Source organism: Mesorhizobium sp. M1406, assembly GCF_040317555.1.
Classification (GTDB): domain Bacteria; phylum Pseudomonadota; class Alphaproteobacteria; order Rhizobiales; family Rhizobiaceae; genus Mesorhizobium.
On sequence record NZ_JAMYKW010000001.1, the window covers coordinates 381,164 to 407,140 of the forward strand.

At 63.0% G+C, this 25,977-nt stretch carries 28 protein-coding genes, 1 pseudogene and 1 riboswitch; of the genes and pseudogenes, 14 read left to right on the forward strand and 15 right to left on the reverse strand.

Translation table 11 applies throughout. The annotated features are described in order from the left end of the window. Positions 1–22: 22 nt before the first annotated feature. Positions 23–319, reverse strand: coding sequence for a 50S ribosomal protein L28 (rpmB, locus tag NKH03_RS01920; RefSeq protein ID WP_056583698.1), 297 nt, complete (start codon positions 317–319; stop codon positions 23–25). A gap of 257 nt (positions 320–576) precedes the next feature. Here rpmB and NKH03_RS01925 point away from each other — a divergent pair, with 257 nt between their 5' ends. From NKH03_RS01925 to NKH03_RS01935, 3 genes are read left to right on the forward strand one after another with little or no spacing between them, the layout of a single operon-like run. Continuing rightward, positions 577–1,362: a DUF3108 domain-containing protein gene (locus NKH03_RS01925; RefSeq protein ID WP_352966861.1), complete on the forward strand. Its 786-nt coding sequence runs from the start codon at positions 577–579 to the stop codon at positions 1,360–1,362. Positions 1,363–1,395: 33 nt separating this feature from the next. Next, positions 1,396–2,310 carry an aromatic amino acid exporter YddG gene (gene yddG, locus NKH03_RS01930; RefSeq protein WP_352966863.1) on the forward strand — a complete coding sequence of 305 codons (915 nt, stop codon included), beginning with the start codon at positions 1,396–1,398 and terminating at the stop codon, positions 2,308–2,310. Then, the gene (locus NKH03_RS01935; RefSeq protein WP_352966864.1) at positions 2,307–2,981 is read left to right on the forward strand and encodes a lysoplasmalogenase family protein; all 675 of its coding nucleotides are present in this window, start codon (positions 2,307–2,309) and stop codon (positions 2,979–2,981) included. The genes yddG and NKH03_RS01935 overlap by 4 nt, the downstream gene beginning before the upstream one ends. On the opposite strand, the gene NKH03_RS01940 is transcribed toward NKH03_RS01935, so the two are convergent. Next, on the reverse strand, positions 2,978–3,406 hold the full coding sequence (locus NKH03_RS01940) for a cupin domain-containing protein (protein ID WP_352966865.1): 429 nt from the start codon (positions 3,404–3,406) through the stop codon (positions 2,978–2,980). The genes NKH03_RS01935 and NKH03_RS01940 overlap by 4 nt on opposite strands. 23 nt (positions 3,407–3,429) lie before the next feature. Next, complete coding sequence (gene gloB / locus NKH03_RS01945) at positions 3,430–4,197, reverse strand: hydroxyacylglutathione hydrolase (RefSeq protein ID WP_352966866.1); 768 nt, start codon at positions 4,195–4,197, stop codon at positions 3,430–3,432. Between the two features lie 215 nt (positions 4,198–4,412). On the opposite strand from gloB, the gene NKH03_RS01950 reads away from it, so the two are divergent. The 3 genes from NKH03_RS01950 (at position 4,413) to NKH03_RS01960 (ending at position 8,071) form a co-directional block, all read left to right on the forward strand. Next, positions 4,413–5,201, forward strand: a complete 789-nt coding sequence (locus tag NKH03_RS01950) for a class I SAM-dependent methyltransferase (RefSeq protein ID WP_352870748.1) — start codon at positions 4,413–4,415, stop codon at positions 5,199–5,201. Between the two features lie 152 nt (positions 5,202–5,353). Continuing rightward, positions 5,354–7,186 carry an ABC transporter ATP-binding protein/permease gene (locus NKH03_RS01955; protein ID WP_352966868.1) on the forward strand — a complete coding sequence of 611 codons (1,833 nt, stop codon included), beginning with the start codon at positions 5,354–5,356 and terminating at the stop codon, positions 7,184–7,186. Positions 7,187–7,267: 81 nt separating this feature from the next. Further along, positions 7,268–8,071 carry a DUF1194 domain-containing protein gene (locus tag NKH03_RS01960; protein WP_352966869.1) on the forward strand — a complete coding sequence of 268 codons (804 nt, stop codon included), beginning with the start codon at positions 7,268–7,270 and terminating at the stop codon, positions 8,069–8,071. A 67-nt stretch (positions 8,072–8,138) separates the two neighbouring features. Here the strand turns inward: NKH03_RS01960 and NKH03_RS01965 are convergent, their stop codons facing one another. Then, the gene (locus NKH03_RS01965; protein WP_352966871.1) at positions 8,139–9,074 is read right to left on the reverse strand and encodes a glycosyltransferase family 2 protein; all 936 of its coding nucleotides are present in this window, start codon (positions 9,072–9,074) and stop codon (positions 8,139–8,141) included. A 370-nt stretch (positions 9,075–9,444) separates the two neighbouring features. Here NKH03_RS01965 and NKH03_RS01970 point away from each other — a divergent pair. After that, positions 9,445–9,761: pseudogene (locus tag NKH03_RS01970) on the forward strand (DUF1330 domain-containing protein). 57 nt (positions 9,762–9,818) lie between these two features. Here NKH03_RS01970 and NKH03_RS01975 read toward each other — a convergent pair. The 4 genes from NKH03_RS01975 to metX form a co-directional block, all read right to left on the reverse strand. Beyond that, complete coding sequence (locus NKH03_RS01975) at positions 9,819–10,826, reverse strand: glycosyltransferase (protein ID WP_352966873.1); 1,008 nt, start codon at positions 10,824–10,826, stop codon at positions 9,819–9,821. 121 nt (positions 10,827–10,947) lie between these two features. Further along, positions 10,948–11,748: a Stf0 family sulfotransferase gene (locus NKH03_RS01980; RefSeq protein WP_352966977.1), complete on the reverse strand. Its 801-nt coding sequence runs from the start codon at positions 11,746–11,748 to the stop codon at positions 10,948–10,950. An 11-nt stretch (positions 11,749–11,759) separates the two neighbouring features. Further along, positions 11,760–12,374: a methionine biosynthesis protein MetW gene (gene metW, locus NKH03_RS01985; RefSeq protein ID WP_337123558.1), complete on the reverse strand. Its 615-nt coding sequence runs from the start codon at positions 12,372–12,374 to the stop codon at positions 11,760–11,762. Beyond that, the gene (gene metX / locus NKH03_RS01990; RefSeq protein ID WP_352867951.1) at positions 12,371–13,540 is read right to left on the reverse strand and encodes a homoserine O-acetyltransferase MetX; all 1,170 of its coding nucleotides are present in this window, start codon (positions 13,538–13,540) and stop codon (positions 12,371–12,373) included. The genes metW and metX overlap by 4 nt, the downstream gene beginning before the upstream one ends. Before the next feature lie 112 nt (positions 13,541–13,652). Next, a riboswitch (SAM riboswitch) is annotated at positions 13,653–13,730 on the reverse strand. Positions 13,731–13,865: 135 nt separating this feature from the next. Here metX and hisC point away from each other — a divergent pair. Next, on the forward strand, positions 13,866–14,975 hold the full coding sequence (gene hisC / locus NKH03_RS01995; protein WP_352966874.1) for a histidinol-phosphate transaminase: 1,110 nt from the start codon (positions 13,866–13,868) through the stop codon (positions 14,973–14,975). A 6-nt stretch (positions 14,976–14,981) separates the two neighbouring features. After that, positions 14,982–15,917 (forward strand): prephenate/arogenate dehydrogenase family protein, encoded by a 936-nt coding sequence (locus tag NKH03_RS02000; RefSeq protein WP_352966875.1) that lies wholly within the window; start codon positions 14,982–14,984, stop codon positions 15,915–15,917. A 7-nt stretch (positions 15,918–15,924) separates the two neighbouring features. On the opposite strand, the gene NKH03_RS02005 is transcribed toward NKH03_RS02000, so the two are convergent. Continuing rightward, a complete protein-coding gene (locus NKH03_RS02005; RefSeq protein ID WP_352966876.1) occupies positions 15,925–16,848 on the reverse strand; it encodes a sugar kinase in 924 nt (307 codons plus the stop codon). A gap of 10 nt (positions 16,849–16,858) precedes the next feature. Beyond that, positions 16,859–17,857 carry a DUF2125 domain-containing protein gene (locus tag NKH03_RS02010; RefSeq protein ID WP_352966877.1) on the reverse strand — a complete coding sequence of 333 codons (999 nt, stop codon included), beginning with the start codon at positions 17,855–17,857 and terminating at the stop codon, positions 16,859–16,861. 151 nt (positions 17,858–18,008) lie between these two features. Between NKH03_RS02010 and NKH03_RS02015 the strand changes: the two genes are divergently transcribed. The 3 genes from NKH03_RS02015 to NKH03_RS02025 all read left to right on the forward strand — a co-directional run bounded on the left by NKH03_RS02015 (position 18,009) and on the right by NKH03_RS02025 (position 20,317). After that, positions 18,009–18,530 (forward strand): gamma-glutamylcyclotransferase, encoded by a 522-nt coding sequence (locus NKH03_RS02015; RefSeq protein ID WP_352966878.1) that lies wholly within the window; start codon positions 18,009–18,011, stop codon positions 18,528–18,530. A 122-nt stretch (positions 18,531–18,652) separates the two neighbouring features. After that, complete coding sequence (locus tag NKH03_RS02020) at positions 18,653–19,600, forward strand: aldo/keto reductase (protein WP_352966879.1); 948 nt, start codon at positions 18,653–18,655, stop codon at positions 19,598–19,600. Positions 19,601–19,690: 90 nt separating this feature from the next. Beyond that, on the forward strand, positions 19,691–20,317 hold the full coding sequence (locus NKH03_RS02025) for a LysE family translocator (protein ID WP_352966880.1): 627 nt from the start codon (positions 19,691–19,693) through the stop codon (positions 20,315–20,317). A gap of 22 nt (positions 20,318–20,339) precedes the next feature. On the opposite strand, the gene NKH03_RS02030 is transcribed toward NKH03_RS02025, so the two are convergent. Together NKH03_RS02030 and NKH03_RS02035 are read right to left on the reverse strand one after the other, a co-directional pair. After that, on the reverse strand, positions 20,340–21,128 hold the full coding sequence (locus NKH03_RS02030) for a lysophospholipid acyltransferase family protein (RefSeq protein ID WP_352966881.1): 789 nt from the start codon (positions 21,126–21,128) through the stop codon (positions 20,340–20,342). A 115-nt stretch (positions 21,129–21,243) separates the two neighbouring features. Then, the gene (locus tag NKH03_RS02035) at positions 21,244–22,146 is read right to left on the reverse strand and encodes a LysR family transcriptional regulator (protein WP_352966882.1); all 903 of its coding nucleotides are present in this window, start codon (positions 22,144–22,146) and stop codon (positions 21,244–21,246) included. A 122-nt stretch (positions 22,147–22,268) separates the two neighbouring features. Between NKH03_RS02035 and NKH03_RS02040 the strand changes: the two genes are divergently transcribed. Continuing rightward, the gene (locus tag NKH03_RS02040; RefSeq protein ID WP_352966884.1) at positions 22,269–22,739 is read left to right on the forward strand and encodes a nuclear transport factor 2 family protein; all 471 of its coding nucleotides are present in this window, start codon (positions 22,269–22,271) and stop codon (positions 22,737–22,739) included. Positions 22,740–22,760: 21 nt separating this feature from the next. Continuing rightward, on the forward strand, positions 22,761–23,411 hold the full coding sequence (locus NKH03_RS02045) for a pyridoxamine 5'-phosphate oxidase family protein (RefSeq protein ID WP_352966885.1): 651 nt from the start codon (positions 22,761–22,763) through the stop codon (positions 23,409–23,411). A gap of 4 nt (positions 23,412–23,415) precedes the next feature. On the opposite strand, the gene NKH03_RS02050 is transcribed toward NKH03_RS02045, so the two are convergent. The 3 genes from NKH03_RS02050 to ftsE form a co-directional block, all read right to left on the reverse strand. Then, positions 23,416–24,141: a YdcF family protein gene (locus tag NKH03_RS02050; RefSeq protein ID WP_352966886.1), complete on the reverse strand. Its 726-nt coding sequence runs from the start codon at positions 24,139–24,141 to the stop codon at positions 23,416–23,418. Between the two features lie 86 nt (positions 24,142–24,227). Next, entirely contained in the window at positions 24,228–25,223 is a 996-nt protein-coding gene (locus NKH03_RS02055) for a cell division protein FtsX (RefSeq protein ID WP_352966887.1), read from the reverse strand. Next, the gene (gene ftsE, locus NKH03_RS02060) at positions 25,216–25,875 is read right to left on the reverse strand and encodes a cell division ATP-binding protein FtsE (protein WP_010911739.1); all 660 of its coding nucleotides are present in this window, start codon (positions 25,873–25,875) and stop codon (positions 25,216–25,218) included. Before ftsE ends, NKH03_RS02055 begins: the two co-directional genes overlap by 8 nt. Positions 25,876–25,977: the final 102 nt, after the last annotated feature.

The following is a 25,977-nucleotide window of genomic DNA, read 5'->3' on the forward strand; positions in this document are numbered from 1 at the left end:
CGTCCCCCGCCTTTAAACGATATCAGGCAGCGGGCTGCTCGGCGATCTTCTTGGCGATCTGCTTCTTCAACAGACGGGCGCGCTGCGACAATTCCTTGACGTCGGCCTTGGCCAGGAAGGCGTCGAGACCGCCGCGATGTTCGACCGAACGCAGCGCGTTGGCCGAAATGCGCAGGCGCACATTCTGGTTCAGCGCTTCCGAAATCAGCGTCACATTGACGAGATTCGGCAGGAAGCGACGCTTGGTCTTGTTGTTGGCGTGGCTCACATTGTTGCCGGACATGACTGCCTTGGCAGTGAGTTCGCAGGTGCGGGACATGGTTCTAACCTTCAGTTCTCGGGGTCTGCCAAACCTTTGTGCCCACGCCGGGTGGCGCGCGGTTCTGGTCAGGCGGCCTTATGGAAAAAGTTGGCGTTCCATAGTTGCATTTCGCCGAGGCGTCAAGCACCGGCTTCCCCACGGACGCGCCCGGCATTTCATATTAAGGCCGGAATTCATCCTATAAGCGGTCTCATAGGGACATGCCAGACCGGAGTTGCCCGCCTCCGGCCGAAAATCAAGGACCCGATCCCGCCATGCTTCGTTGCCATGCCCTTGCTGCCCTGCTCGCCATTGCCTTGCCGTCCGCCGTTTCTGCTGCCTCGCCACAGTCGTTCAAGGGTGAGTACACAGTGTCGTTCCTTGGTCTTTCGATCGCGAAATCGACGTTTTCCAGCCACTATGAGAACGGCGCCTACGCGATCGAAGGCAGCGTTACCGCCGCGGGTCTGGCCAGGCTGTTCGACGACACGCGCGGCACGATCTCGTCGAAAGGCACGATTTCGGGCAAGAAGATGGTGCCGCGGGCGTTCCGTGCCGATTACACCTCTGGCAAGAAGGCATCGACGGTCGACATCCGCTTTGCAGATGGCGCGGTCACCTCGACGCGGGTCGTCCCGGCGCCGGGCAAGCGCGACCCCAAGAGCTGGGTGCCGATCGGTGCCGGCGATCTGGTCTCCGTGCTCGATCCGCTGGCCGCCACCGTCATCCATGCCGACAGTCTCGACCAGGTCTGTGGCCGCACGGTGAGGTTCTATGACGGCGAGATGCGTGCCGATCTGACACTGACCTACGCTTCGAAAGGCACGATCTCGGTGCCGGGTTACAAGGGCGACACCATCACCTGCCGAATGGGCTTCGAGCCGGTGGCGGGCTACCGCAAGGGCCGCAAGGCGCTGAATTATCTTAAGAACCGCAGCCGCATGATGGTGACGTTTGCATCGCTCGGCCAAACTGGCGTATATGCGCCGATCCACGCCACGGTGGGCACGCAGATCGGCACCTTGACCATCAGCGCCAGGCGTTTCGAGGCAGTACAGTAGGGCAGGCGCCATACGCGCGCCACTGGAGACGGAATGGCGCGCGCAACGCTGATCGGTTTTTCGGCGGTCGCCATGTGGGCGCTGCTGGCGCTGCTCACCGATAGGTCGGGCCAGGTGCCACCGTTCCTGCTGTCGGCGATCACCTTCTCGATCGGCACCGGGGTCGGGCTCGTCGCGCGGCTGTTCATGCCGGCGCCCGACAAGGGCCAGAAAATCCCTCGCCAAGTCTGGCTGATCGGCATTGCCGGCCTGTTCGGCTACCATTTCTTCTACTTCACCGCGCTGCGCAATGCGCCGACGGTGGAGGCGAGCCTGATCGCCTATCTGTGGCCTTTGCTGATCGTGCTTGGCTCGGCGCTGATGCCGGGCGAGCGCCTGGCCTGGAACCATGTCGTCGGCGCGCTGCTCGGCCTTGCAGGTACCGTGCTGATCGTCACCAAGGGCGGCGGGCTGGCCTTCGACGCCCGCTACGCCTTCGGCTATGCCATGGCCGCCGTCTGCGCCGTGCTGTGGTCGTCCTATTCGCTGTTGTCGCGGCGCTTCCCGTCGGTGCCGACCAGCATCGTCACCTGGTTCTGCGCCGCGACCGCGGTGCTGTCGCTCGCCTGCCACTTGGCGCTGGAACAAACGGTTCTGCCTGACGGCGCCGGGCAGTGGCTGGCCGTGCTTGGCCTTGGCCTGATGCCGGTCGGTGCTGCCTTCTACGCCTGGGACATCGGCGTCAAACGCGGCAACATCCAGGTACTGGGTGCCGCAAGCTACGCCGCACCGCTGTTGTCGACGCTGGTGCTGATCGCGGCCGGTGTCGCCGAGCCATCGCTGCGCATCGTCGCCGCCTGTGTGCTCATCACCGGCGGGGCGGCCTTGGCGGCAAAGTCGCTGTTCCTGCGCAAGCCCGCCGTGACCGAGAGCGGAGCCGGGGCATCCGAAAGCAGAGCCGGGGCATGACGATGCCGTTCCCGGGCGGCATTGACGCCAACGCCAACGCAACGCTGATCTTTTCGCTGGCGGCGGCGGTGATCTACGCCTTCACGCTTGGCATGCCGCCGACGCTCGCACGCTCGGCGGCAAAGACGCTTGCCGTGGCGATGCTTGCCGTGCTGGCGGCGCTGCAAGGCGGGCCGCTGCTGCTGGTCGCCGCGCTCGCGCTCAGCGCCGTTGGCGACGCCTTCCTGTCGCGCGACGGCGAAAAGGCCTTTCTTGGCGGGCTGGCCAGCTTTCTCGTCGCCCATATAGTCTATGTCGTGCTGTTCCTGCGCAGCGGCGGCGGCTTGGAATTGCTGGGCGCCGAATCGTGGCGTGGCGCGATCGCGCTGGCCATGGCGGTGTTTGCGATCGTCATGCTGGCGGCGCTGTGGCGACGCGTCGGCCTCGGCCTGCGCGTTCCGATCGCCGTCTATGTCGCTGCGATCCTGGCGATGGGCGTTTCGGCGCTGACGACAAGCAGCGTCTGGATTATCGGCGGCGCCATGTTGTTCATGGCATCGGACGGTCTGCTCGCCACGGAGAAATTCCTGGTGGCCGCCATCTCGCCGCACCGCGCCTGGATGCGCTTTGCCGTCTGGGTGCTCTACTACGCGGCCCAACTCGCGATCACGCTTGGGTTCTTGTTGCGTTAGGGTTGTTTCGGCTGCCAGCCAGGTGCTGCCAGCTCAAAGGCGGCGAAGTCAAAACCCGGTGCGACCGTGCAGCCGACCAGCGTCCATTCGCCCAGGCTGCGCGCCGATTGCCACCGGCCTGCCGGGACGGCGATCTGCGGCCGCTCGCCGGCTGCGAGATCGATGCCGAGCACCTGCTCGACAACGGCGCTGCTTTCTTCCCACATCGCCAGCGCCAGCGGGGCGCCGGCATGGAAGTGCCAGACCTCGGCGGCGTCCTTGACCCGGTGCCAGGCCGAAACCTGATCCCGTTCCAGCAGAAAATAGATCGCGGTCGAATGGCCGCGCGCACCGCCGGCGTCATCGCGAAAGGTCTCGGCGTACCAGCCGCCTTCCGGATGCGGCTTCAGGCCAAGCGTCGCGATGATTTCGGCGGAGCTGGTCATGGCTTCGAGGATACCACCGGGCTCTAGAAATTATCCTTGCGCTTGCGGATTTCGGCGAAGACCTCGGCGTCCGAGGCTTTCTCCAGCCCAAGATGCTTGCGGATCGCCGGATCGTGCCAGCGCAGGAAGGGATTGGTCGACAGTTCCTCGCCGATCGTCGTCGGCAGCGTCGCCTTGTCGGCGGTGCGCAGCGCCTCGATCTTGGCGGCGCGTTCCTTCAGCGCCGAATTGGTCGGGTCGACGGTCAGCGCGAAACGAGCGTTGGAGAGCGTGTATTCGTGGCCGCAATAGACGACCGTTTCAGCCGGAAGCGCCGCCAGTTTCTTCAGCGAATCATACATTATCGGCGGCTTGCATTCGAACAGCCGCCCACACCCCAGCGCAAACAGCGTGTCGGCGGTGAACGCCACTTTCGATCCAGGCAAATAGTAGGAGACGTGGCCGGCTGTGTGGCCGGGCGTGGCGATCACCTCGATCTTTTCATCACCAAGGTGAAGAACCGAGCCGTCTTCGACCGTTTCGTCGATGCCGGGGATCTTGGCCTTTTCCGCTTCCGGGCCGACGATGCGCAGTTTGAAGCGCGCCTTGAGCGCCAGATTGGCCTCGACATGGTCGGCATGATGATGCGTGGTCAGGATCATCGTCGGCGTCCAGCCGGTGCGTTTGAGCGCGGCCAGGATCGGCGCTTCCTCGGGCGCGTCGATGATCGCGGTCTGGCCGCTTTTGGGGTCATGCACCAGCACGCCAAAATTGTCGGTGCGGCACATGAACTGTTCGATTTCGACCGGCATCGCATCTCTCCGTTAGAGCGTCCTTTGTGCGTCCAGTTGGACGCACAAAGGACGCTCTGACACTTTTTATCTGCTGCATCGTGCTTTCCGAAATCGAAACCGATTTTCGGGCCGATGCGGGAATCGCCGCAGACATAGGGCGCTGGCTCGCGGATGTCATCCGGTCATCAAGGCCTTTTGTTGAAACCCGACGATATCACGGCTACATCCCTGCCATGCATTCCGACATCGTCGATCTTCGCTCCTTCTATTCGACAACGCTCGGCCGGTTCGCCGAGCATTCGATCACAATGGCGTTGTCGTCGATATGGGCAGCCGTGCCAAACGAGCGGCTGGTCGGTCTCGGCTACACCTTGCCTTGGCTGGAGCGCTTCGGCGCCGATGCCGAGCGGGTCTTCGCCTTCATGCCGGCAACGCAGGGCGCGGTGGTGTGGCCGGCGACGGGGCCGACGGCGACGGCATTGGTCTTCGACGAGGAGTTGCCGCTGGTCGATTCCTGCATCGACCGCATGCTGCTCGTCCATTCGCTCGAACATGTCGAGAACCCGCGTGAGACGCTGAACGAGATCTGGCGTGTGCTGTCGCCGGCGGGCCGGGTCGTCATCGTCGTGCCCAACCGGCGCGGCGTCTGGGCGCGCTTCGAGCACACGCCGTTCGGCAATGGCCGGCCTTTCTCGCGCGGCCAGCTGACCGAACTGCTGCGCGAGGCGAATTTCACGCCCGCCTCATGGTCCGATGCGCTGTTCTTTCCGCCGTCGCGGCGGCGCTTCATGATGCGGTTCCATAATGTGCTGGAACGCGTCGGCCGGCGGCTATGGCCGATCTTTTCCGGGGTCATCGTCGTCGAGGCACAGAAGCGGCTCTATCAAGGCGTGCCGGTCGCCCAGCGCGCCTCGCGCCGCGTCTTCGTGCCGGTGCTGTCGCCGCATGGCGCAACCCGGCTCGGCCGCCGAAATGAGCCCGGGGATGCCAAGCCATCGGTTGCGCGGGTGACGGCTTCGTGATCACGGCAAGAGTGCCCGGCGTCGTTTCCCTGCCTATCTGTCGCAAGTGGACTGACAGCGCATCTTGACAGCGCATCTGGCAGTCCATTTGAACGACGGATGCCTTCAAGTCTCTCCAACCGGTTTCAGCACTGAACGCAAGGATCCCGGCCATGGCTGATCAACCGGACTATGCCGCCACCTTTCAGCCGGTTGCCGTGGCGGTCGAAGCCAGCAGCCTGAGCGATCAGGTGGCGACGATCAGGCGGGCGCTGGCGGGATCGCCGGTTCGCAAGTGGTTGCTCTGGACATCGGTCGGCATCATGGCCGTGATCATTGCAACGTCGATCGGCCAGATTCTCCTCAACCGCTGGAATCAGCCTTTCTACGATGCGCTCGCGCGCCGCGACATGGCGGCCTTCCTGCACCAGCTTCTCGTCTTTGCAGCCATTGCTGGCGGGCTGCTGGTGCTCAATGTCGGCCAGACTTGGCTCAACCAGATGATCCGGCTCAAGCTGCGCCAGGCGCTGACGCTGGACCTGATCGACCAGTGGACGAGGCCCGCGCGCGCCTTCCGGCTGGCCAATGCAGGCGCCATCGGCGTCAATCCCGACCAGCGCATGCAGCAGGATGCGGCGCACCTCTCGGACCTGTCGACCGACCTCGGTGTCGGGCTGCTGCAGTCGCTCATCCTGCTCGTATCCTTCGTCGGCGTGCTGTGGGAGCTGTCCTCGGGCTTCGTCTTCCACATCGGCGGGACCGCGCTGGCCATACCGGGCTACATGGTCTGGGCTGCCATCCTTTATGCCGGCACCGCCTCCTGGTTGAGCTGGCTGGTCGGACGCCCGCTCATCGGCCTGAACAGCGACCGCTACACGCGCGAAGCCGAGCTGCGCTCCTCGATGGTGCGCGTCAACGAAAATGTCGATGCCATTGCGTTGTACCATGGCGAGGCCGACGCCAGGCGACGGCTCGAACTCGACCTCGGCACGGTGCTCGGCGCCATGCGGCGCATCTACAGCGCCCAGATCAACCTGGCCTGGGTGACCGACACTTATGGCTGGATCACGGTCGTGGCACCCATCTTGGTCGCCTCGCCGGTCTATTTCTCAGGCGATATCAGCTTTGGCGGACTGATGATGGCGGTGGGCGCCTTCAACCAGGTTCACTCGTCCTTGCGCTGGTTCATCAACAACATCGGCAGTATCGCCGATTGGCGCGCCACGCTCATGCGCGTCGCCGACTTCCGCATCGCGCTCGACGAAACCGATGTGCTGCACGACACGGAGAGGCGCATCGCCTTTGGCGAAAACGCCAATGGCAGCCTGACTTTCGAGAAGCTCGAAGTGGCCTCGCCGGAGGGCTGCACCAGGCTGGCCGACCAGCATGTCGAAATCCGCCCCGGCGAGCGCGTCATGATCACCGGCGACCGGGGCGCCGGCAAGACGCTGTTCTTCCGCGCCATTGCCGGCCTGTGGCCATGGGGAAGCGGCCGGATCAGCCTGCCGGCGGGGGAATCCCCAATATTCGTGCCGCGCGTCCCCTATTTCCCGGTCGGTACGTTGCGCGAGGTGCTTGATCATCCGAATGGAGCCGCGCCGGCGAGCGATGCCGACATTTCGGCGGTGCTCGCCGAGGTCGGTCTCGAACGGCTGTCGTCGTCACTCGACCGCGCCGGGCGCTGGGACCACGAGCTGGGCGATGACGAACAGCGCTCGCTGGCCTTCGCCAGGCTCGCCTTGCGGCGGCCGAAATGGGTGATCATCGATGAAGCGCTGGATGCGTTCGACGGCCCGTCGCTACGGCGGGTGCTGACGATGCTCGAGAAGCGTTTGCCTGGGACTGCGATCCTCAACATCGGGCAGGGCCAGCACAACAATCAGTTCTTTCCTCGCGCGTTGACGATCGTCAAGGATTCCGGCGCTCCAGCTCTGAAGCCCGCCCGCGTCAGGGCCGGCGCGATCGAACCGCCGCCTGCCGTCGCTCGCCGCGAGAAAGTAAGCTGATATCCAGGCGAGGGGTGCAAAGCTTTATTTTGCCGTGATCGCGCAGCAAGCTTGTCGGGAGAAACAACCCTGGCCACGGCCATGCTTGATGCTCTGCGCCTGCTTGCCTGTCTCGCCTGCGCCCAGGCCGCTCCCGCCGCCTTGCCGCCGGATGCGCTGGCGGTCGACGTCGAGCTGGTGCTGGCGGTCGACATCTCGCTATCGATGGACGAGAAGGAGTTCGCCCTGCAGCGCGCCGGTTATGTCGAGGCGCTGCGGCATCCCGACTTTATCAAGGCTGTTCGCGCCGGCCCCACGGGCCGGATCGCGCTCACCTATTTCGAATGGGCCGGCACGGTGCGCGACGACGCGGTCATCGGCTGGCAGATCATCGACAGCGCCGAGAGCGCCAACAGCTTTGCCGACAAGGTTGCGGCCCGCCCGTTCCGGAGCTTCCGCGGCACCTCGATTTCCGGTGCGCTGGCCTTCGGCACCGAGCTTTTCGATCGCACGTCCTTCGAGGGCGAACGCAGCGTCATCGATATTTCCGGTGACGGTCCGAACAATATCGGGCCGCCGGTCACCGCGACGCGCGATGCGGCGACCGCAAAAGGCATCGTCGTCAATGGCCTGCCGATCCTGATCAGCCCATCGCCCACCTTCAGTCATCTCGACCAGTATTATGCGCAGTGCGTGATCGGGGGCCCCGGTTCCTTCGTGCTGCCGATCTATGCGGCCGCCGAATTTTCGACGGCCATCCGGCGCAAGCTGATCCTCGAAGTAAGCGGCATTCAGAACAAGGCGAGAATCATCCCCGTCGACGCGGCCACGCCGATAGACTGTCTGCAAGGCGAGCGGGACAGGCGGTTCCTGTCAGATCCGTATTTTCCGGAACTTGACCGGTGAGCCTTGCCGGGACTTGTCGTGCATGCCGTTGTCCCAAAACCGCTGGACACTTTTGGGCGACATGCAATCAGGCCGGTCGGGCGCCAAACTTGTCGCGGAACTCGTTGTAGAGATCGCGGCGCCAGCGCCGGCCATGGACATAGCCGTGCAGTAGCTCCGGCAACGAGTAGCCGAGCGCTGTCGACGAGCGATTGGCCATGTAGCCCTCAAATGCTTGAGGTATCCGGCCTCGGAGGATATCGGCGATAATCTGCCGTGAGATCATGTAGGGCGGAATATGCGGGTAGGCGTCGGCAATATGCGGATGTTTGCCCATCAGGTTCGCATAGGCTTCGACATAGCCGTTACGGCGGCCCGAAATCGAGTTTTCCGAATTGTATTTCGTCCAGTCGATGTCCTCGGACAAACGCGCGCCATGGCGGCGGGCAAGCCGCAGCAGCAATTCGCGATCCTGCATCCGGGTGATGTCGCTGTCATAGCCGCCAATGCCCAGCAAGGCCTCGCGGCGGGCGGTTATCGCGGAGCCGGCGATGAAGATCGTCTGCGCGACCAGCGTCCGTTCCAGCATCGTCGGGCTCACGAATGCGTCGCGGTTGACGCAATTGGTGGCGCGGTTGCCCTTCAGGGAGACAAAAGAGCTGATCAGCACCTGAAGAGTCGGATTGTCATCGAAGCAGGCCAGGGTCCGTTCAAGCCGGTGCGGCAGGTAGACGTCGTCCGAATCGAGGAACGTCACCACGGGCGCCCGCGCTCGCTCGATGCCGGCATTCCTGGCGGCGTTGGCGCCTCGCCATTTCGCGCCGACATAGATCAGCCGCGGGTCTTGAATGCGGGCGAGCGCCGCCTCGGTTCCATCGGTCGAGCCATCGTCAACGACAATATGCTCGAACCTTGGCATGCTCTGGGAAAGCACGCTTTCCACGGCGCGCAACACTGATTCGCGCCGATCGTGGGTCGGCGTTATGACCGTGATGAGAGGGGTCGGTTCGATGATCCCGGCCATGTCGTGTCAGCTGTTTCCTGCGCAGGGTCGCGCGTCTATCCAGGACTTTTCGATTTTCAGAACGGTCGAATGGATCGGACTTTCCTTTCCGCTACACCTCATAGTCGATGTGACGTTACAAAAACCAGCTGCCCGTGTCACTCACCGTGCCGGTCCTTGGCCCGCGCGAGATAACGAATTCCCATTGTTAGCGCTCCAATTGCAACAGCACTGCCGGACAGAGCATTTGCGAATCACCACGGAAGCGACATGCGCGACCGATAGCGCGTATTCCATTACCTCGGACGTAATCGTTTTGCGTTCAACGTTTGAGCAGATTGCTGTTGCGAGGCCAGCTGGTCGGCTTCGATACAAAGGGAATACAAATCATGTGGCCGCTTACGCCGTTGCCCATATGCGCCAGGCCACGATGGGCCCGCAGATCGTCGAATATCTGCACAAGATCGATGCCTGGAGCCTTTCGGCGGCCGTTTTCTGATTCATGGCGGCGATGTGGAGGTGATCGAGAACGACTGGCCTGGTCATCTGATCATCATCGAATTTCCCGACAGGCAGCATGCGCGTAACTGGTACAGCTCGCCGGCCTACCAGGCGATATTGGCGCTGCGTACGGACAATTCAGAGTCCGACGTGGTGTTCGCCGATGGCGTCGAATATCCGCACAAGGCCACGGATGTTCTGAGTTGACTGGTCCCAGACCAATCCAACGTTGCGGGCGTGGCGCAAGGGATCGCGATAAATCGCCTAGCTGTGCCCGACATAGTCAGGCACGGTCTCGATTTCGTCGCGAACCATGCCGGCAGCGAAACTGAACTGGCCCCAAAACGCCAAGCCATAAAATGCCTGACCGACAATCAGGGAAAATGGAATTTGCCAAAGCGGCATCCCTGCTTCTCGGGCATGGCCAACGATACGTCGTGTTGTGCGCCACGACATGGTGAACCATCGGCTGAAAGACTTCGCCACCCGTTGCGTGCGGCTAGGCGCACTAAGCTCCACATATTTGCGGTCGGCATCGCGACCGGTTACCAGTGCACGCCAGTAAAAGAATTTCCAGCCACGTGGCGAGTAATGATAAGCGCGTGCATTGACGTTATAGATCTTGTGACCTTCAAGTTTTAGCTTGCGCATCAGCAATGTGCAGGAGACTTTGAACCCATTATGTTTTGGAAAAGGATTTTTTGTAATCCAGTCGCGCCGAAAAGCTACATTATTGGCATTAATTGCCCTCTTTGAAGCAAATCTCCCGTCCCCATGTGCCATTGGAAAAAACCAAATCAAGGCAAACGTTCTAGAAAAGAAGTCATCATGCAATAGGTAGGTATATCCGTTCACGCAAACAATTTCAGATTGTGCGAACGGCTCAAGTAAAGTTGATAGCCATCCGGGTTCAGCTACGGTATCTGAGTCGGATAAGACAATTACGTCCCCATCGGCTTTCAAGATTCCATTATTCTTCAGGTCGTAATATCGCCCTCCTGGGCAAGCGGCAAAGATGACGTCGGCAACTCGTTCCAGTTGCGGCGCTTCCGCTGTGATGTCGCTACGAAGCGTTTTTGCATCCGCCTCTGTTCCGCCGTGGGAGATGACAACCTTCGGTCTGGCCAAGCCGGCTGAGGAAACCGAAGTGATTTCACGCGCCAGCGCCTTCAGTCCAACGCCGACTTCGCCCCAATCTATGGATTTGGCGTTCTCCATTTCCAAGACGAGCGAGTATGTTGCGCGTTCCTCAACCATCTCTGCACCGACCATTTATCAGCGTCTAGGTGGCTATCGTCGCCGCAACCCAATGTAAAGACAACCCTACGGATCAAGCGGCAGTAGATTCGCAAAGCGCTCCTTGTCACCTATGATCTTCACATCGCCTTTTCGATCAGATCGGACGCTGGCCCAGGTTTCTAAGAGTGCCGAAAGCGCGATGATTGCTGAGGTTGAATTTTGAGGGGTCCGAGTATTGCGACAAGAAGCGCTCCCTCCACTCCCTATTGACGTTGTCTCGTTGGATTTCGAGACCTGAACTGGGGGCTGGTGCAGATTCAGCAGATTCAAATGTGAGTTGCGCGCCTACCAGACCCGCGACTTTCTCAAGGCTGGCCTGTGGATTTGCCAAGAGTTCCTCGTATGTCAAGGACAGGAAAGACAATCCGTTTTTTGCAAGCCAGATGTCCCACGACAGATTCTCCAGCACGATTTTTTCAAGGGCCTCCGCTATCGATGCGCCGTCATAGCGTGGTGAGTTCTGAACAGCCTCAGTAGAGCGAAACCGACCGGTCTGACGAGCGCGTGACCAAGAGATTGCCTGACCAAGGAGATCGCGGCGAGTCAAGCGCACGTAGTGCAGTCCTGGAAGGCTGGCTGGGAGATCCACAGTCTTGGCCACCTGCAAAAACTGGCTTGCAAACAGTTTGGCAGCGTAAATTCCAGAGGGAGACCGCCCATCTTTCAATGCACGCAAAACCTGGGCACGGGGATCGCGAGGATAGTTCGGCATTGCGAGAACACGGCGGCCACCGAACCACTCGAGGGGGTTGCCAAGCTCGGTGGCCGCCATCAATCCGGCCAGATGATTGCTGCCGCTGCGCGGTGAGGTGCAGATGAGAATTCCGGCTTTCAACCCAGCCAGCATTTCCGGCGGGATTTCAACTGGCAGAGGGCGCCTACGAAAAAGATGCATGGCGATCAAGACTACCGCTTCAGTAAGAACACAGCCTGCTGGCCGAAGAAATTCCAAAACCACCACGGCATCGACAGGCCGATCTTCTGGCCATTGGCGTCGAGTGCGGTTGCTTTTTCCACGGTTGCGCCGAGTTCGTCGCACAGATTGACGAAGTCGCGGATGGTGCAGAAATGGATGTTGGGCGTGTCGTACCAGGAATAGGGCAAGTCCTTGGTCACCGGCATGCGGCCGTTGAGGAACAGCGAAAGGCGCACGCGCCAATGGCCGAAATTGGGGAAGGACACGATCGCCCGGTTGCCGATCCTGAGCAATTCGTCGAGCACCAGCTTCGGGTTGCGGGTGGCCTGCAGCGTCTGCGACAGGACGACGAAGTCAAAGCCCTTGTCGGGATAGAATTCGAGGTCCTTGTCGGCATCGCCCTGGATGACCGAGAGGCCGCGCGCCACGCATTCGTTGACGCCGCGCTGCGACAGCTCGAGTCCACGGCCGTCGACCTGCTTGGTGTCCTGCAGCAATTCAAGCAGCGAGCCGTCGCCCGAGCCGACATCGAGCACGCGGGACCGCGGCGGGATGAGATTGGCGACGACCTCGAGGTCGACGCGCTGGTCGCGGTTGACGCTCATTGGCTCAATCCTCTCGCCCGGGCCGCCGAGCCGATGAAGCCGTTGATGGCGGCAAACAGTTCCGGCTCGTCGAGCAGGAAAGCATCGTGACCGCGATCGGTCTCGATCTCGACGAAGGATACCGACGCGCCGGCCGCGTTGAGCGCATGCACGATCGAGCGGCTCTCCTCGGTCGGAAACAGCCAGTCCGAGGTGAAGGACACCAGGCAGAAGCGGGTTTTGGTGCCGGCAAAGGCGTCGGCCAACCGGCCGCCATGGTCGGCGGCGAGGTCGAAATAGTCCATCGACCGCGTCATGTAGAGGTAAGAATTGGCGTCGAAGCGATCGACGAAGGTCATGCCCTGGTGGCGCAGATAGCTCTCGATCTGGAAGTCGGCGTCGAAGCCGAAGGTCAGAGCTTCGCGATCCTGCAGGTTGCGGCCGAATTTCCGGTGCAGGGCGGCCTCCGACAGATAGGTGATGTGGGCGGCCATGCGCGCCACCGCCAAGCCCTTTTCCGGGCGTTTGCCGTGTTCGAAATATTTGCCGCCATGCCAGTCCGGATCGGCCATGACAGCTTGCCGGCCGACCTCGTGGAAGGCGATGTTCTGCGAGGAATGGCGCGCACCGGTGGCGATCGGCAGCGCCGAGAAGACGCGCTCCGGGTAGCTCGACGCCCATTCCAGCACCTGCATGCCGCCCATCGAGCCGCCAAGCACGCAGAACAGCTTTTCGATGCCGAAATGGTCGATCAGCATCTGCTGCGCGCGCACCATGTCGCGGATGGTGATGATCGGCAGGTCGAGCCCATAGGGTTTGCCGGTGGCGGGATTGGTCGAGGCCGGTCCGGTGGACCCCAGACAACCGCCGATGACATTGGAGCAGATGACGAAGAAGCGGCTGGTGTCGATGATCTTGCCGGGGCCGATCAGCACCTCCCACCAGCCCGGCTTGCCGGTCACCGGATTGGTGCTGGCGACGTGCTGGTCGCCGGTAAGCGCATGGCAGACGAGGATGGCGTTGGAGCGGGCGTCGTTCAGCGTGCCATAGGTCTGGTAGGCGATCTGGAACGGCGACAGCAGCGTACCGGCGTCCAGCTTGAGCGGTTTGTCAGGCCCAAAACGCAAAACCGGGCTCGATGGCTGGTCGGCCTCGTTGTTGGTTTTGCGAGCACGCAGAGCGGCCATTGCATCCATCTCACACCTTGATCCCTGCACCGTGTTTTTCGAAAATCGATGCCGATGCGGTATCCGGCCGGCGCGGACAACAAAAAACCGGCATTGCAGTCGCAAAGCCGGTTACAGGATGCAAGCGGCCCTTTAGCAAGTTGTTTAACGTGGCTGCAAGCCGACCGGCCAAATCACCACGGAAGTTCGCACCCTTCTAGGCCCGTGGCGTGCTGGCGTCAACGGCCAGCCTTTGTCCGGAGGCGGTCACCTCTCGACATTGCGGGCCACGGCTTGTATTTCCGCTGCGGCTTCCCTGAGGAGCGTTCTCGACGGATTTTACGACATGAGCCAGACACCGGACAAGGCACGTCCAACCCCGCGCGCGGGCATCATGGACATCGATGCCTATGTGCCGGGCAAGAGCACGGCGCCGGCCGGCATCGCCAAGGTCTACAAGCTGTCATCGAACGAGAACCCGCTCGGTCCGTCGCCAAAGGCGATCGAAGCCGCGCGCGAGATTGCCGGAAAGCTCGATATCTATCCCGACGGCACCGCCAGGCGGCTGCGCGAAGCGATCGCCGAAGTGCATGGCCTGAACCCGGCCAACATCATCTGCTCGAACGGCTCCGACGAGATCCTCGGCCTGCTGGCGCAGACTTATCTGGCGCCCGGCGACGAGGCTGTCATCACCGAACACGCCTTCATGGTCTACAAGATCTACATCCAGTCGGCGGGTGCCGTTCCGGTGACGATCAAGGAAAAAGATGAGCGCGCCGACATCGACGCCATCCTGGCCGCCGTCACGCCGCGCACCAAGATCGTGTTCCTCGCCAATCCCAACAACCCGACCGGCACCTATGTGCCGTTCCAGGAAGTGCGCCGCCTGCATGCCGGTCTGCCAAAGCACGTGCTTCTGGTGTTAGACGCGGCCTATGCAGAATATGTCCGCCGCAACGATTACGAAGCCGGCATCGAACTGGTCGGCAGCGCCGAGAACGTGGTGATGACCCGCACTTTCTCCAAGATCGGCCTTGGCGGGGCGCGGATCGGCTGGATGTACGCGCCGATGCACATCATCGATGCGATCAACCGCGTGCGTGGCCCCTTCAACGTCAATGCAACGGCGATCGAGGCCGGCATCGCGGCGATCCGCGACCGCGCCCATATCGAGCGCAGCGTCGCGCACAACGAGATCTGGCTGGCATGGCTGAGCGAGGAGTTCACAAAGCTTGGACTGCGGGTGACGCCGAGCGTCGGCAATTTCATCCTCGTTCATTTTCCCGAGGACGACAAACATTCCGCAGCTGCGGCGGATGAGTATCTAACGGCGCGCGGCTATATATTGAGGCGCGTTTCCGGCTACGGCTTTCCCTACGCGTTACGCATGACCGTCGGCACCGAAGAGGCCAATCGCGGCGTTGTCGCCGCACTCACGACATTCCTGAAAAGCTAGAACGCCATGACATCACCGATGTTTGAAAAGATCGCGCTGGTCGGCATCGGCCTGATCGGTTCGTCGCTGGCCCGCGTCATCCGCCGCGAGGGTCTGGCCCACCACGTCGCTATCTCGACCCGCAGTGCCGCGACACTGGCGCGAGCGAAAGAACTTGGGCTCGGCGATAGCTACACCACCGATGCGAAGGAGGCGGTTCGCGATGCCGATCTGGTCATCGTCTCGGTGCCGGTCGGCTCGTCCGGCACCGTGGCCGAGGAAATCGCACCGGCGCTGAAGCCGGGCGCGATCCTGACCGATGTCGGCTCGACCAAGGCATCCGTCATCGCGCAGATGCAGCCTTATGTGCCGGCCGGCGTCCATTTCATTCCCGGTCATCCGCTGGCGGGCACGGAAAAATCCGGCCCCGATGCCGGTTTCGCCGACCTGTTCGACAATCGCTGGTGTATCTTCACGCCGCTGCCCGATACCGACCCGGACGCGCTGGAACGGCTGTCGGAATTCTGGCGCCGCTGCGGCGCCAACATCGATACGATGGATCCCCAGCATCACGACATGACGCTGGCCATCGTCTCGCATCTGCCGCACATCATCGCCTACAACATCGTTGGCACCGCCGATGATCTGCAGTCGGTAACCAAGTCCGAGGTGATCAAATATTCGGCTTCCGGCTTTCGTGACTTCACCCGCCTTGCCGCTTCCGACCCGACCATGTGGCGGGATGTGTGCCTGCACAACAAGGATGCCATCCTCGAAATGCTGGCGAGGTTCTCGGAAGATCTGGCGTCGCTGCAACGCGCGATCCGCTGGGGTGACGGCGAAAAACTCTTCGACCTGTTCACCCGCACCCGCGCCGTGCGCCGCTCGATCATCGAGGCCGGCCAGGACATCGACGTGCCCGATTTTGGCCGCCAGGCGGTCGAACACCCGGCAAAGACCTAAGTCTGTTTCAGGCGGGCCAGGTCGCGGCAACCATGGCCAGCGTCTCGGCTCTATTCGGCGCACCAAGCCTGCCGCCGAAGCGCAGGCATTTGAGCGCGGCGGCCGCACTGGCAAAGCGCAAAGCCTGCTCGACGGGCATGTCCTCCGCCAGGCCGACGGCGAAGGCGCCGTGAAAGACATCGCCGGCGGCCAATGTGTCGACCGCTTTGATTCTCGGCGCCGCGACGTGGCGCACACGGCCTGCGGAACGGTCGTGCCACCAACTCCCCGCCGCGCCGCCAGTCACCGCGACAAAGGCGTCGGTGCGGCTGGCGAGATCGGCGCAAGCCGTTTCCGGATCGAGCGCCTGGCCGCAGACAATGCGAGCCGCCGGCTCCGATGCAACGATGTGCGTGGCGAGCGGCAACAGCTGTTCCAGGACCTCCAGCGGAGCGGTGTCGGCATCGAGGATCGCCGGCCGGCCACCGGCGCGCGCCGCCTTCAGGGCAAGTGCTGCCGCACCTGGCCAGCGGACATCGACCAGTACGGCATCGAATGCGGAGAGGTCGGCGACCGGCAAGGCTTCGGGATCGGCCTGGGCAAGCCTGTCATAGAACGGCACGATGATGCGCTCGCCATGCGCGTCGACCAGAATCGAGGCCAGCGCCGAGCGGGCGCCTCTGACGCGGCGCACAAAGGTGCAATCGACGCCTTCGGCCTCGACGCTGGCGATGAGCTGGTCGGCGATGACATCGTCGCCGGCGCTCGCCCAAAGCGATACCTCGGCGCCCAGGCGGTGCGCGGCGCAGGCAGCGCTGGTGGCCATGCCCGAGGCGATCTGGACGCTGTCGGAGGCGATGAACTTGCCCTGATGCACGGGCAGTGTCTCGACACGCAGGATGGTGTCGAGCGTCAGCGCGCCGACGCTTAGAAGCTTTGCCGGTCTGTTCATACTGGGATGCTTAATTGAGCGGCTTGATCTTGCCCAGTGGGATGAAGCCGAGCGAGGCCTTGCCCTTGACCACCTTGAGCGGCATCGACGGTTCGTTGCCGAGCACCGCCAGGGCAGAAAAGCCCTGCTCGATCTGGCTTTTCTGCTCGGGTATGGCGGCACCGAGGATGGCCGCCACCGCCTTCGGGTCCTTCAGCCTGATCATCAGATTGGCGTTGACCAGGCCCTCGGCATCGACCGAGAGCGGTCCCGAAACAGTGATGCGCGCCGTCCCCGACGACAGGTCGAGGTTGCGGATTTCGATCGCCTGGCCGCGCAGGCTTTTCACCTGCGTGCCAATCAACGCGACGCCGTTCTTCAGCGTTGCGTCGCCGCTGGCATCGAGCGCCGGCAGCACGCGCCCGCCGATCGCGCCGGGGTCGATCTCGAGATCGCCGAAACTGCCGAGATAGTCGATGTCCGACCCATTCGGCCGCAGTTGGCCGGCCGCCTTGCCGGCGCTGAACAATTGCACCGGATCGGTATCGTCGGCCGGATCGGTCTGGCCGGACAAGCCCTCCGCCTCCAGGGCAATCCGTTGCGGTAACGGCCACCACAATTTCACGTTGGCCTGCAGATTGTCCCAGTCGATCCACAGCGGCGCCATGCCTGGAACGGAAGTCCTGAGCGGGCCGCGCAGATTGGCAACCGGTGACAGAGGCTGGATGATCTGGGCGGCTGCGTTGAAACTGCCGGCCGAAGCGGCGATGTTCCTGGCATCGTCCTCGTAAGCCAAATTGTCGCAGGAGACGGTAAAGCTCAGGGGATAGCCGCTGACCTGGAGGTTGGCGCAGCCGGCTTCGACGCCAGTTTTGTTCAGCGTGGCAACCGCCTTGTCGGCCTCGCTCCTCACCCGGTCAGCCAGATAGAACCAGCCGCCGCTGTAGATGGCAAACAGCACCACGACGAGCGCGGCAAGCCACAACAGGCGGCGACGTTTACTCGGCTGGCGTTCGTCACTTGACGTCATACTTTGGCTCTCGTTAACGCATGTGTGTCGCGGACGGACAGTCGATCCCGCCAACAATAGGTAGACAGAGACGAATGGGTAGACGGGGACAGGCGGAAAAGACACCGGTCCCGGTGCGGTGTTGGCATCTTTTGCAATCAGGCGCGGCGATATGGGCGATTTTTGGGTGTTTGGCTATGGTTCGCTGATGTGGCGGCCGGGTTTCGCGCATGTCGAGACACAGCGTGCCCGCCTGCACGGCTACCGGCGCTCGCTTTGCGTCTATTCCTTCGTGCATCGCGGCACGCGTGAACGGCCGGGGCTGGTGCTCGGCCTGGATCGTGGCGGCTCCTGCATCGGCTTGGCGTTCCGCGTTCCCGGCGACTTGCGCGACGAGGTCATCGCCTATCTGCGCGAGCGCGAATTGGTCACCAACGTCTATCTCGAGCGTATGCTCAAGATTCGTCTCGACGGAGGCCCCACGGTCGAGGCGGTGGCCTATATCGTCGACCGCCAGCACGAGCAATATGCCGGCGCCCTCGACGCGGCGGAGGCGGCGGCCGTGGTGCGCGGTGCGGCGGGCCAGTCCGGCATCAACGAGGACTATGTGCAGAGCACTCTGGAGCACCTCGAGGCGCTGGGCATTCGCGACCACTGGCTGGAAGAGGTGGCGCGGCAGGTCGCGCCTTTGTGAAGCTGGCGCTGCGGAAAAAGGCGGCCAGGCTTTTGACCTCGATCAGTCAAGACCTAGGTTAGGCTCCGAACCTCAGCCCCGCGGGCGCCATTCGCCCGCCCCAATTATCCCGGAGATACGCCTTGCAGAAACGCCGTCTCGGTCGCACCGACCTTTCCATCGCGCCGCTGGTTCTGGGCGGCAATGTCTTCAGCTGGACCGCCGACGAGAAAACCTCGTTCGACCTGCTCGACCGCTTCGTCGGCGCCGGCCTCAACACCATCGATACGGCGGACGCCTATTCGCGCTGGGTCTCCGGCCACAAAGGGGGAGAGTCGGAAACCATCATCGGCAAGTGGATGAAGGACCGTGGCAATCGTGACAAGGTCATCGTGGTCACCAAGGTCGGTTCGGATATGGGGCAGGGCCACAAGGACCTGTCCGCCGCATACATTGAAAAGGCCGTCGACGCATCGCTGAAGCGGCTGCAGACCGACACGATCGATCTCTATCTGTCGCACTGGCCGGACCCGACGACGCCCTACGAGGAAACTCTTGGCGCCTATGAAAAGCTGCTCGCCAAGGGCAAGATCCGATATGCCGGCTGCTCGAACCTCGACGCCGCCCAGTTGCGCGCCGCACTCGATGTGGCGAGCCTGCGCAGCCTGCCACGCTACGAAGTGCTGCAGCCGGAATACAATCTTTACGATCGCTCGTCCTTCGATGGGCCATTGCGCGATCTGTGCGTGGCCGAGGACATCGGTGTCATCACCTATTTCAGCCTGGCCAAGGGCTTTCTCAGCGGCAAATACCGCCGCGAGGCCGATCTTGGCCAAAGCCCGCGTGGCGGCGGGGTGAAGGACTATCTCAATGCGCGCGGATATCGCATCCTCGCGGCACTGGACGCGGTCTCGGCCAGGCATTCGGCCAAGCAAGCGGAAGTCGCACTTGCCTGGGTGATCGCGCGGCCAGGTGTGACCGCGCCGATCGCCAGCGCGACCAAGCCCGAGCAGATGGACAGCCTGATCAAGGCGGCGTCGCTGAAACTGAGCGGCAACGACATGGCCGAACTCGACAAGGCGAGCGGCTGAAGCTTTCGGCGACCGCTCCTCGCACGAACGTCCAAGACCACCCTCTCGTCTTGCCATACCGTTTTTCGCAGGGGCAAGGCAGAGGGTGAGATGACTGAGCCGCTGCTTTCGCGGCCGGACCTTTGGCGTCAGCTGCTCGCGCTGGTGCTTGCCGCCACGGTCGTCATGGGCAGCCCGGGGCCGGCAACGATAAGCGTCACCGCCGTCGGTGCCGCCTTCGGCCTGCGCCACTCGCTGGGTTATGCCTGCGGGATCATCCTGGGCACGATCGCCGTGCTTTTGGTTGTCGCGACCGGGGTCATGGCTGTGCTCACCTCGATGCCGAAGCTGGCGCCGCTGCTGGCTGTCGCGTCCGCGGCCTACATTCTCTATCTCGCCTTTAAGATCGCCACGGCACCACCCTTGGCGGCACGCGCCGCCGAGGCTTCGCGCCCGACATTGGTGGCCGGGTTTCTTCTCGCTGTCGCCAACCCAAAGGCCTATGTGGCGATCGCCGCCGTGTTCGCCGGCGCTTCGTCGAAACAAGGCGTCGCTGAGATCGGTCCATGGCTTGGGCTGACGGTTCTCGCCCTGATGATCGTCGCCATCCATGCGGTGTGGCTCGTCGCGGGAGCAGCGTTCGCGCGGTTCCTGCGCCAGCCGGCAACCTCGCGGATCGTCAATTTGGTCTTTGCCGGGACGCTGGTGTTGACCACCGCGCTGGCCGTGTTCCGCTGAAAACTGGCCCCGGAGTTTTCGCTCAGGCTTTAGCGCCGAGTTCCCGCAACCGCTTCACCGCTGTCGGCGGCAAGGCGGGTGGGTTCGGGCCGCGCGCCGCATCAATCAGGAACTGGTCGCAGGCAGCTTCCGTTTCCCCGATCAGCCGGGCCATGAATTCGTCCTTGCTCAGTCCCGGTGGAATCGGCGGCAGGAAGCGCGCCTTGATCGTGCCGGGGTAGCGCAGGAATTTCCGCCTCGGCCAATAAAGGCCGGCGACATGGGCAACCGGCACGACCGGAACGCCAAGCTGAGCATAGATTTCGACGATGCCGTATTTGTAGGCCGGCTCGTCGCCCGGCGCCCGGCGCGTGCCCTCGGGATAGATGATCAGCTGGCGAGGGTTGCACGCCATCTCCTCCTTGGTCGCGGCGACCACGGCCTTCAGCGCCTTCGAGCGGCTGCCGCGGTTAACCGGGATCATCCGCATCTTCATGATGTACCAGCCGAAGAACGGGATCCAGGTCAGCTCTCGTTTCAAAATGTAGAGCGGGTCCTGGAGGAAGGGAAAGAAGGCGATCGCGTCCCAGAACGACTGGTGCTTGGGCGCCAGGATGAACGAGCCTGCCGGCAGGTTTTCCTGGCCGGTGATGTCATTCTTCGTTCCGGCGATCTTGTCAAAGAGCCACATCGAGGTGCGCGACCAGAATTTCGGCACGAACCAGGCGCGGTGACGGGGCGACAGGAAATAATAGGGGGTCCAGAGGATCATCTGGACGATCAGGTTGACGTAGAAGACGAAATTGAACGTCAGCGATCTGGCATAGAGCATGGGGGAGGCCCGGTGAGGAGGTGAGCGTTGGTTACACCAAGCGCGGGGAAAAAGGAAATGGCCGACGGGCGCTCCGATCGCGATGAAGAGCGATCCGTCGACGGTCCAGGTTCCGCTACATCAACCGCGCCAACCGCTCCTTCAGGCGCGGCGCGGCAAAATCGAGGAAGGCACGCAGCTTCACCGGCAACAGGCCGTGGCCCGCATGCACCAGGCTTACCGGCCATGGCGCCGGCTCGAACTCCTCCAACAGGACGCGCAGCGAGCCGGACCGCAGCGCGGCCTCGATCTGGTAGGAGAGCACTTTGGTCAGCCCGACGCCGGCGATCGCCGCGTCGATGGCCGCTTCGGCGCTGTTGACCTGAAGCCGTGAACGGACCTGGACCGGGATTTCGGCCTTGCCCTTGGTGAAGCTCCAGGCGGCGGCGGAAGCAAGTCCCTCGAAGGTGATGCAATCGTGTGTTTCGAGGTCCTCCGGGGTGGTCGGCGTGCCGTGTTCGGCCAGATAGGCGGGGCTGGCGCAAACGACGCGGCGGATCGCGCCGACGCCCATGGCGACCAGGCTCGAATCGGGCAACTGCCCGATGCGTATGGCGAGGTCGAAATGGTCCTCGACCAGCTGGATTATGCGGTCTGCCAATGTCAGGCGTATGTCCACGTCGGGGTAGGCTGCGAGAAAGCCGGTGACGACCGGCAGCACGTGCAGGCGGCCAAAGACGACCGGCGCGGTGATAGCCAGTTCGCCGGTTGGAGCGCTGTATTCTCCGGCAGCCGTGCGTTCGGCCTCACCGACGTCGTCGAGGATGCGGCGGCAGGCGGCAAGATAGGCCTGGCCGGCATCGGTCGGCGTCAGCCGGCGCGTCGAGCGGTTCAAGAGGCGTGTGTTGAGATGGCGTTCCAGATCGGAAACCTTGCGGCTGACCGTCGCCAGCGGAATGCCGAAACGGCGGCCTGCCGCGGACAGGCTGCCGGCCTCCACCGCGGCGACAAAGAGAGACATTGCTTCGAGACGATCCACAGCTTCTTCCGGAAAATGGAAGGACGAGTTGCAAATATGCCATCTGCATCGGAACGATGGAAGGCTTTATATTGTCATTGTCGGCCTGCCTGTAGCATGGCCACAGCCTGCAAGGAGCAACCATGTCCGAAGCCCGGCCACCGCTGCCGCCGTTCACAGCCGAGACATCAGCGCAAAAGGCGCGCATGGCCGAGGATGCCTGGAACTCCCGCGATCCGGCACGGGTCGCGCTTGCCTATACGACGGACAGCCGCTGGCGCAACCGGGCCGAATTCCTGCAAGGCCGCGATGCAATCCAGGCGTTCCTGGCGCGCAAATGGAGCCGCGAGTTCGACTACCGGCTGATCAAGGAGGTCTGGGCATTCCACGGCAACCGTATTGCCGTGCGCTTCGCCTATGAATGGCACGACGACAGCAGTTCATGGTTCCGCAGCTACGGCAACGAGAACTGGGAATTCGACGACCACGGCTTGATGCGCCTGCGTATCGCCAGCATCAACGACCTGCCGATCGGCGCGGCTGATCGTAAGTATGACTGGCCGCTCGGCCGGCGGCCGGACGATCACCCAACACTGTCGGAACTCGGGCTTTAGAGCAATTCCAGGAGGCTTTCGATGAACGCGCATGCTTTCACCAGCGACGTCGCCTTCACGCCGACCGTCAAGGCGATCCAGGCACGCAAGGGTTCACGCCAGTCCTATGCCCGCGTCGAGGAGCGTGGCGGCTGGCAAGCCGTGATCACGCCTGACCTTGCCGCCTTCATCGAGATGCAGACCAGCGTCTTCCTGGCGACGGCCAATGGCGATAGCCAGCCCTACATCCAGCATCGCGGCGGACCGGCCGGCTTCCTCAAGGTGCTGGATGAACACACGATCGGCTTCGCGGATTTTGCCGGCAACCGGCAGTTCATCACGCAGGGCAATCTGGCCGACAATCCGCAGGCCTTCCTGTTCCTGATCGACTATATGCACCGCCAGCGCATCAAGCTCTGGGGTACGGCGCGCGTTGTCGAGAACGATGCCGAGCTGATGGCGAAGCTGATGCCTCAGGACTACAAGGCCCGTCCCGAGCAGGTGATCCTGTTCACGGTCTCGGCCTGGGATGCCAATTGCCCACAACATATTCCGCAGCGTTTCGAGGCGGCCGACGTGGCGGCTGCACTCGGCGAGAGAGACAAGCGGATCGAGCGCCTCGAACGGGAGGTCGCGCGGCTCAAGGGGATGTCGGGCGCTGCCTCCAGGGCAGGCGCGGCCGCCGGGGAATAATGGTTCAGCCGCCGGCCGCGGTTTCGGCCAGTGCTATACCGGCTGGAGTTGGCTTCACCGGCACGATGCCACGCGCCAGCGCCAGCAAGTATTTGTTGTACTCGGTGAACAGAACGCGCAATGCCCGCGGCTTGGTCAGCCAGCCGCCATTGTCGAGGTTGGAATTGACCACCGGATAGGGCTCAAGCTTGGCGCCATGCAGCAGCCGGCCCATTTCCAGCAGGCTGCGCGGCATATGATAATTGTTGGTGACGAGGATCACAGTGCCATAGGCATGGCTCTCCACCCATTTGGCGCTTTCCTCGGCATTGCCGATCGTGTCGAGCGCGGCGCGGTCGATGTCGACGCAACAGGAGAACAATCGCTTGTCGCCACCGGTCGCCGCCTGCAGCTGACGACGGCTGGCGGAAGGATGCACGCCGCTGATCAGCAGCCGCTCGCCCTTGCCGGACGCAAGCAGGTCCATCGCCGCGTCAAGGCGGGACTGGCCGCCGGTCAACACGATAATCGCGTCTGCCCTGGCCGGATTGGCGGGCGTGGTCAGGTGGCTGACCTTGTTCGCGAACCAGCCGAAGCCGCCGGCAAACAATGTCGCGAGGATGAGCAAGGAGAGAGCGGACATACGCAACGCGGCCCTTATCCGGCTCACTGCGCGGCGGTCATGCGAACGGGCAACCACCACTGGCATCTGCCCAGCCGTACCGGTTGAATCCCGCGAGTCCATCGCCATATGGTTAATCCTGAAATGCGACCTTGGGTAGTTAAAAGACGCACTTTGCGTTACGTGAATTCTCCATCCGTGATCTGTCCATGTCGTTAGCCCGCGTCCGGTTGGCGGACGTCGATGTCGCTGAGATAGGCAACGACGGTGGCGTGCGAGGTTGCCGCCGTCAGTCCGCCGATCACCAGCACCATCAAGACGACACCGAGATAGCCCGCCGAGCCGATGGCGAAATTGCCGAACAGGGCGGTCGCCTGGTCGGCCTGCGGCGTTGCCATGTTGCGCGACGACCACCAGGAAAAGACGATGAAGACGAGCACCGCGGCCGCGCCGCCGGCTGCCGCGCCTTTCATGCCGGTGACCAGGAAATGCCGGCGGAACTCGCGTGCGATGAAGCGCGCCTCGGCGCCGACGAAATGCAGCACTTCGATGATGTGGCCGTTGCCGGCCATGGCGCCGCGTGTGGCGAACACCACGGTCAGCACGGTCGCCGACAGCATCAGCGCCAGCACGGCGATGCCGATGGTCACCGTCGTGCGGGCCATGGCCACCAGCCGGTCGACCCAGGTGCGGTGATCGTCGAGCGAGGCGCTCGGCAGTTTCGGCGTGATCGCGGCGCGCATGGCGGCGAAATCGGGTGGGCTGCTCTCGTCGATGGTGACGATGATCAGGCGCGGCACCGGCAGCTCGTCGATGTTAAGGCCCGAACCGAGCCACGGCTCCAACAGCCTGGCGGTCGCCTCACGATCGATGATCCGGGTCGCCTTGACGCCGGGAAATTCGCCGGCGATCTGCGAAGCCTGGGCAAGGGCTGCCTCCATGTCGAGGCCGTCGACCGGCTTAACCTGGATCGTCGCCTCACGCGAGATCTGGTTCTCCCAGACGGAAGCCGTGTCGCGCACCAGCGTCACCGCACCGAAGGTCAGGCAGGAAAGGAAGGTCATGATGGCGATGACCAGCACCAGCGCCCGGCCGGCGATGTTCTGCGCCGGCACGATCGGTGCCATCCTGCGCTGGGCGCGCGGCCTTGCCTCGGTCGCCTCGGCGTCCTGCGTTCGTTCGACAAGATGTCCGGCGGACAGTTCAGTCATAAATGTCCAGCCTTCCGCCGGCCAGGATCATGCGGCGCGCGTCGACCTGTTCCATCAGGCCGAGATCGTGGGTGGCGATCACCACGGCGGTGCCGAGACGGTTGAGTTCGATGAACAGCCGCAGCAGGCGTCGCGCCAGCGGCGGATCGACATTGCCGGTCGGCTCATCGGCCAGCAGGATCTCCGGCTGCTCGATCAGCGCGCGGGCGATCGCGGCGCGCTGCTTCTCGCCGCCGGACAGAACCGGCGGCAGCACATGCATGCGCTCGCCCAGCCCAACCCACTTCAACAGTTCGGTGACATCGGTGCGGTAGCTCGCCTCCTCGCGCCCGCGCACGCGCAGCGGCAGCGCGACATTCTCGTAGGTGGTCATGTGGTCGAGCAGGCGAAAGTCCTGGAACACCACGCCGATGCGGCGCCGCAGATGCGGCAACTCGGTGCGCGAGATGCGCGAGCGGTCCTTGCCGAAGATGGTGATCAGCCCGCGCGTCGGCTTCAGCGACATGAACAGCAGGCGCAGCAACGTCGTCTTGCCGGCGCCCGAAGGCCCGCTCAGGAACTGGAAGGAGCGCTCCGGAATGTGCAGGGAGATGTCGCGGAGGATTTCCGGACCCATGCCATAACGGAGGCCGACATTTTCGAAGCGAATCAATTTCGGCGACCTGAAATTCGGCACGGCGGCGAGCCGGCCTGTTCTGGGTAAAGACCATCGGCCGGCATGGTTAACCGGCGGTTAATTCCTGCGTTCTTTCGG

Coding starts and splice junctions, on each gene's coding strand:
- NKH03_RS02000 (WP_352966875.1), top strand. CDS start 14,982: ATGACATCACCGATGTTTGAAAAGATCGCGCTGGTCGGCATCGGCCTG.
- NKH03_RS02055 (WP_352966887.1), bottom strand. CDS start 25,223: ATGACTGAACTGTCCGCCGGACATCTTGTCGAACGAACGCAGGACGCC.
- NKH03_RS01975 (WP_352966873.1), bottom strand. CDS start 10,826: ATGGTCGGTGCAGAGATGGTTGAGGAACGCGCAACATACTCGCTCGTC.
- NKH03_RS02010 (WP_352966877.1), bottom strand. CDS start 17,857: ATGACGTCAAGTGACGAACGCCAGCCGAGTAAACGTCGCCGCCTGTTG.
- NKH03_RS01965 (WP_352966871.1), bottom strand. CDS start 9,074: ATGGCCGGGATCATCGAACCGACCCCTCTCATCACGGTCATAACGCCG.
- gloB (WP_352966866.1), bottom strand. CDS start 4,197: ATGCCGGTCGAAATCGAACAGTTCATGTGCCGCACCGACAATTTTGGC.
- NKH03_RS01950 (WP_352870748.1), top strand. CDS start 4,413: ATGCATTCCGACATCGTCGATCTTCGCTCCTTCTATTCGACAACGCTC.
- hisC (WP_352966874.1), top strand. CDS start 13,866: ATGAGCCAGACACCGGACAAGGCACGTCCAACCCCGCGCGCGGGCATC.
- NKH03_RS01960 (WP_352966869.1), top strand. CDS start 7,268: ATGCTTGATGCTCTGCGCCTGCTTGCCTGTCTCGCCTGCGCCCAGGCC.
- NKH03_RS02030 (WP_352966881.1), bottom strand. CDS start 21,128: ATGCTCTATGCCAGATCGCTGACGTTCAATTTCGTCTTCTACGTCAAC.
- rpmB (WP_056583698.1), bottom strand. CDS start 319: ATGTCCCGCACCTGCGAACTCACTGCCAAGGCAGTCATGTCCGGCAAC.
- NKH03_RS01925 (WP_352966861.1), top strand. CDS start 577: ATGCTTCGTTGCCATGCCCTTGCTGCCCTGCTCGCCATTGCCTTGCCG.
- NKH03_RS02025 (WP_352966880.1), top strand. CDS start 19,691: ATGACTGAGCCGCTGCTTTCGCGGCCGGACCTTTGGCGTCAGCTGCTC.
- metW (WP_337123558.1), bottom strand. CDS start 12,374: ATGAGCGTCAACCGCGACCAGCGCGTCGACCTCGAGGTCGTCGCCAAT.
- NKH03_RS01940 (WP_352966865.1), bottom strand. CDS start 3,406: ATGACCAGCTCCGCCGAAATCATCGCGACGCTTGGCCTGAAGCCGCAT.
- NKH03_RS01980 (WP_352966977.1), bottom strand. CDS start 11,748: ATGCATCTTTTTCGTAGGCGCCCTCTGCCAGTTGAAATCCCGCCGGAA.
- NKH03_RS02005 (WP_352966876.1), bottom strand. CDS start 16,848: ATGAACAGACCGGCAAAGCTTCTAAGCGTCGGCGCGCTGACGCTCGAC.
- yddG (WP_352966863.1), top strand. CDS start 1,396: ATGGCGCGCGCAACGCTGATCGGTTTTTCGGCGGTCGCCATGTGGGCG.
- NKH03_RS02040 (WP_352966884.1), top strand. CDS start 22,269: ATGTCCGAAGCCCGGCCACCGCTGCCGCCGTTCACAGCCGAGACATCA.
- NKH03_RS02050 (WP_352966886.1), bottom strand. CDS start 24,141: ATGGCGATGGACTCGCGGGATTCAACCGGTACGGCTGGGCAGATGCCA.
- NKH03_RS02015 (WP_352966878.1), top strand. CDS start 18,009: ATGGGCGATTTTTGGGTGTTTGGCTATGGTTCGCTGATGTGGCGGCCG.
- NKH03_RS02045 (WP_352966885.1), top strand. CDS start 22,761: ATGAACGCGCATGCTTTCACCAGCGACGTCGCCTTCACGCCGACCGTC.
- NKH03_RS01955 (WP_352966868.1), top strand. CDS start 5,354: ATGGCTGATCAACCGGACTATGCCGCCACCTTTCAGCCGGTTGCCGTG.
- NKH03_RS01935 (WP_352966864.1), top strand. CDS start 2,307: ATGACGATGCCGTTCCCGGGCGGCATTGACGCCAACGCCAACGCAACG.
- metX (WP_352867951.1), bottom strand. CDS start 13,540: ATGGCCGCTCTGCGTGCTCGCAAAACCAACAACGAGGCCGACCAGCCA.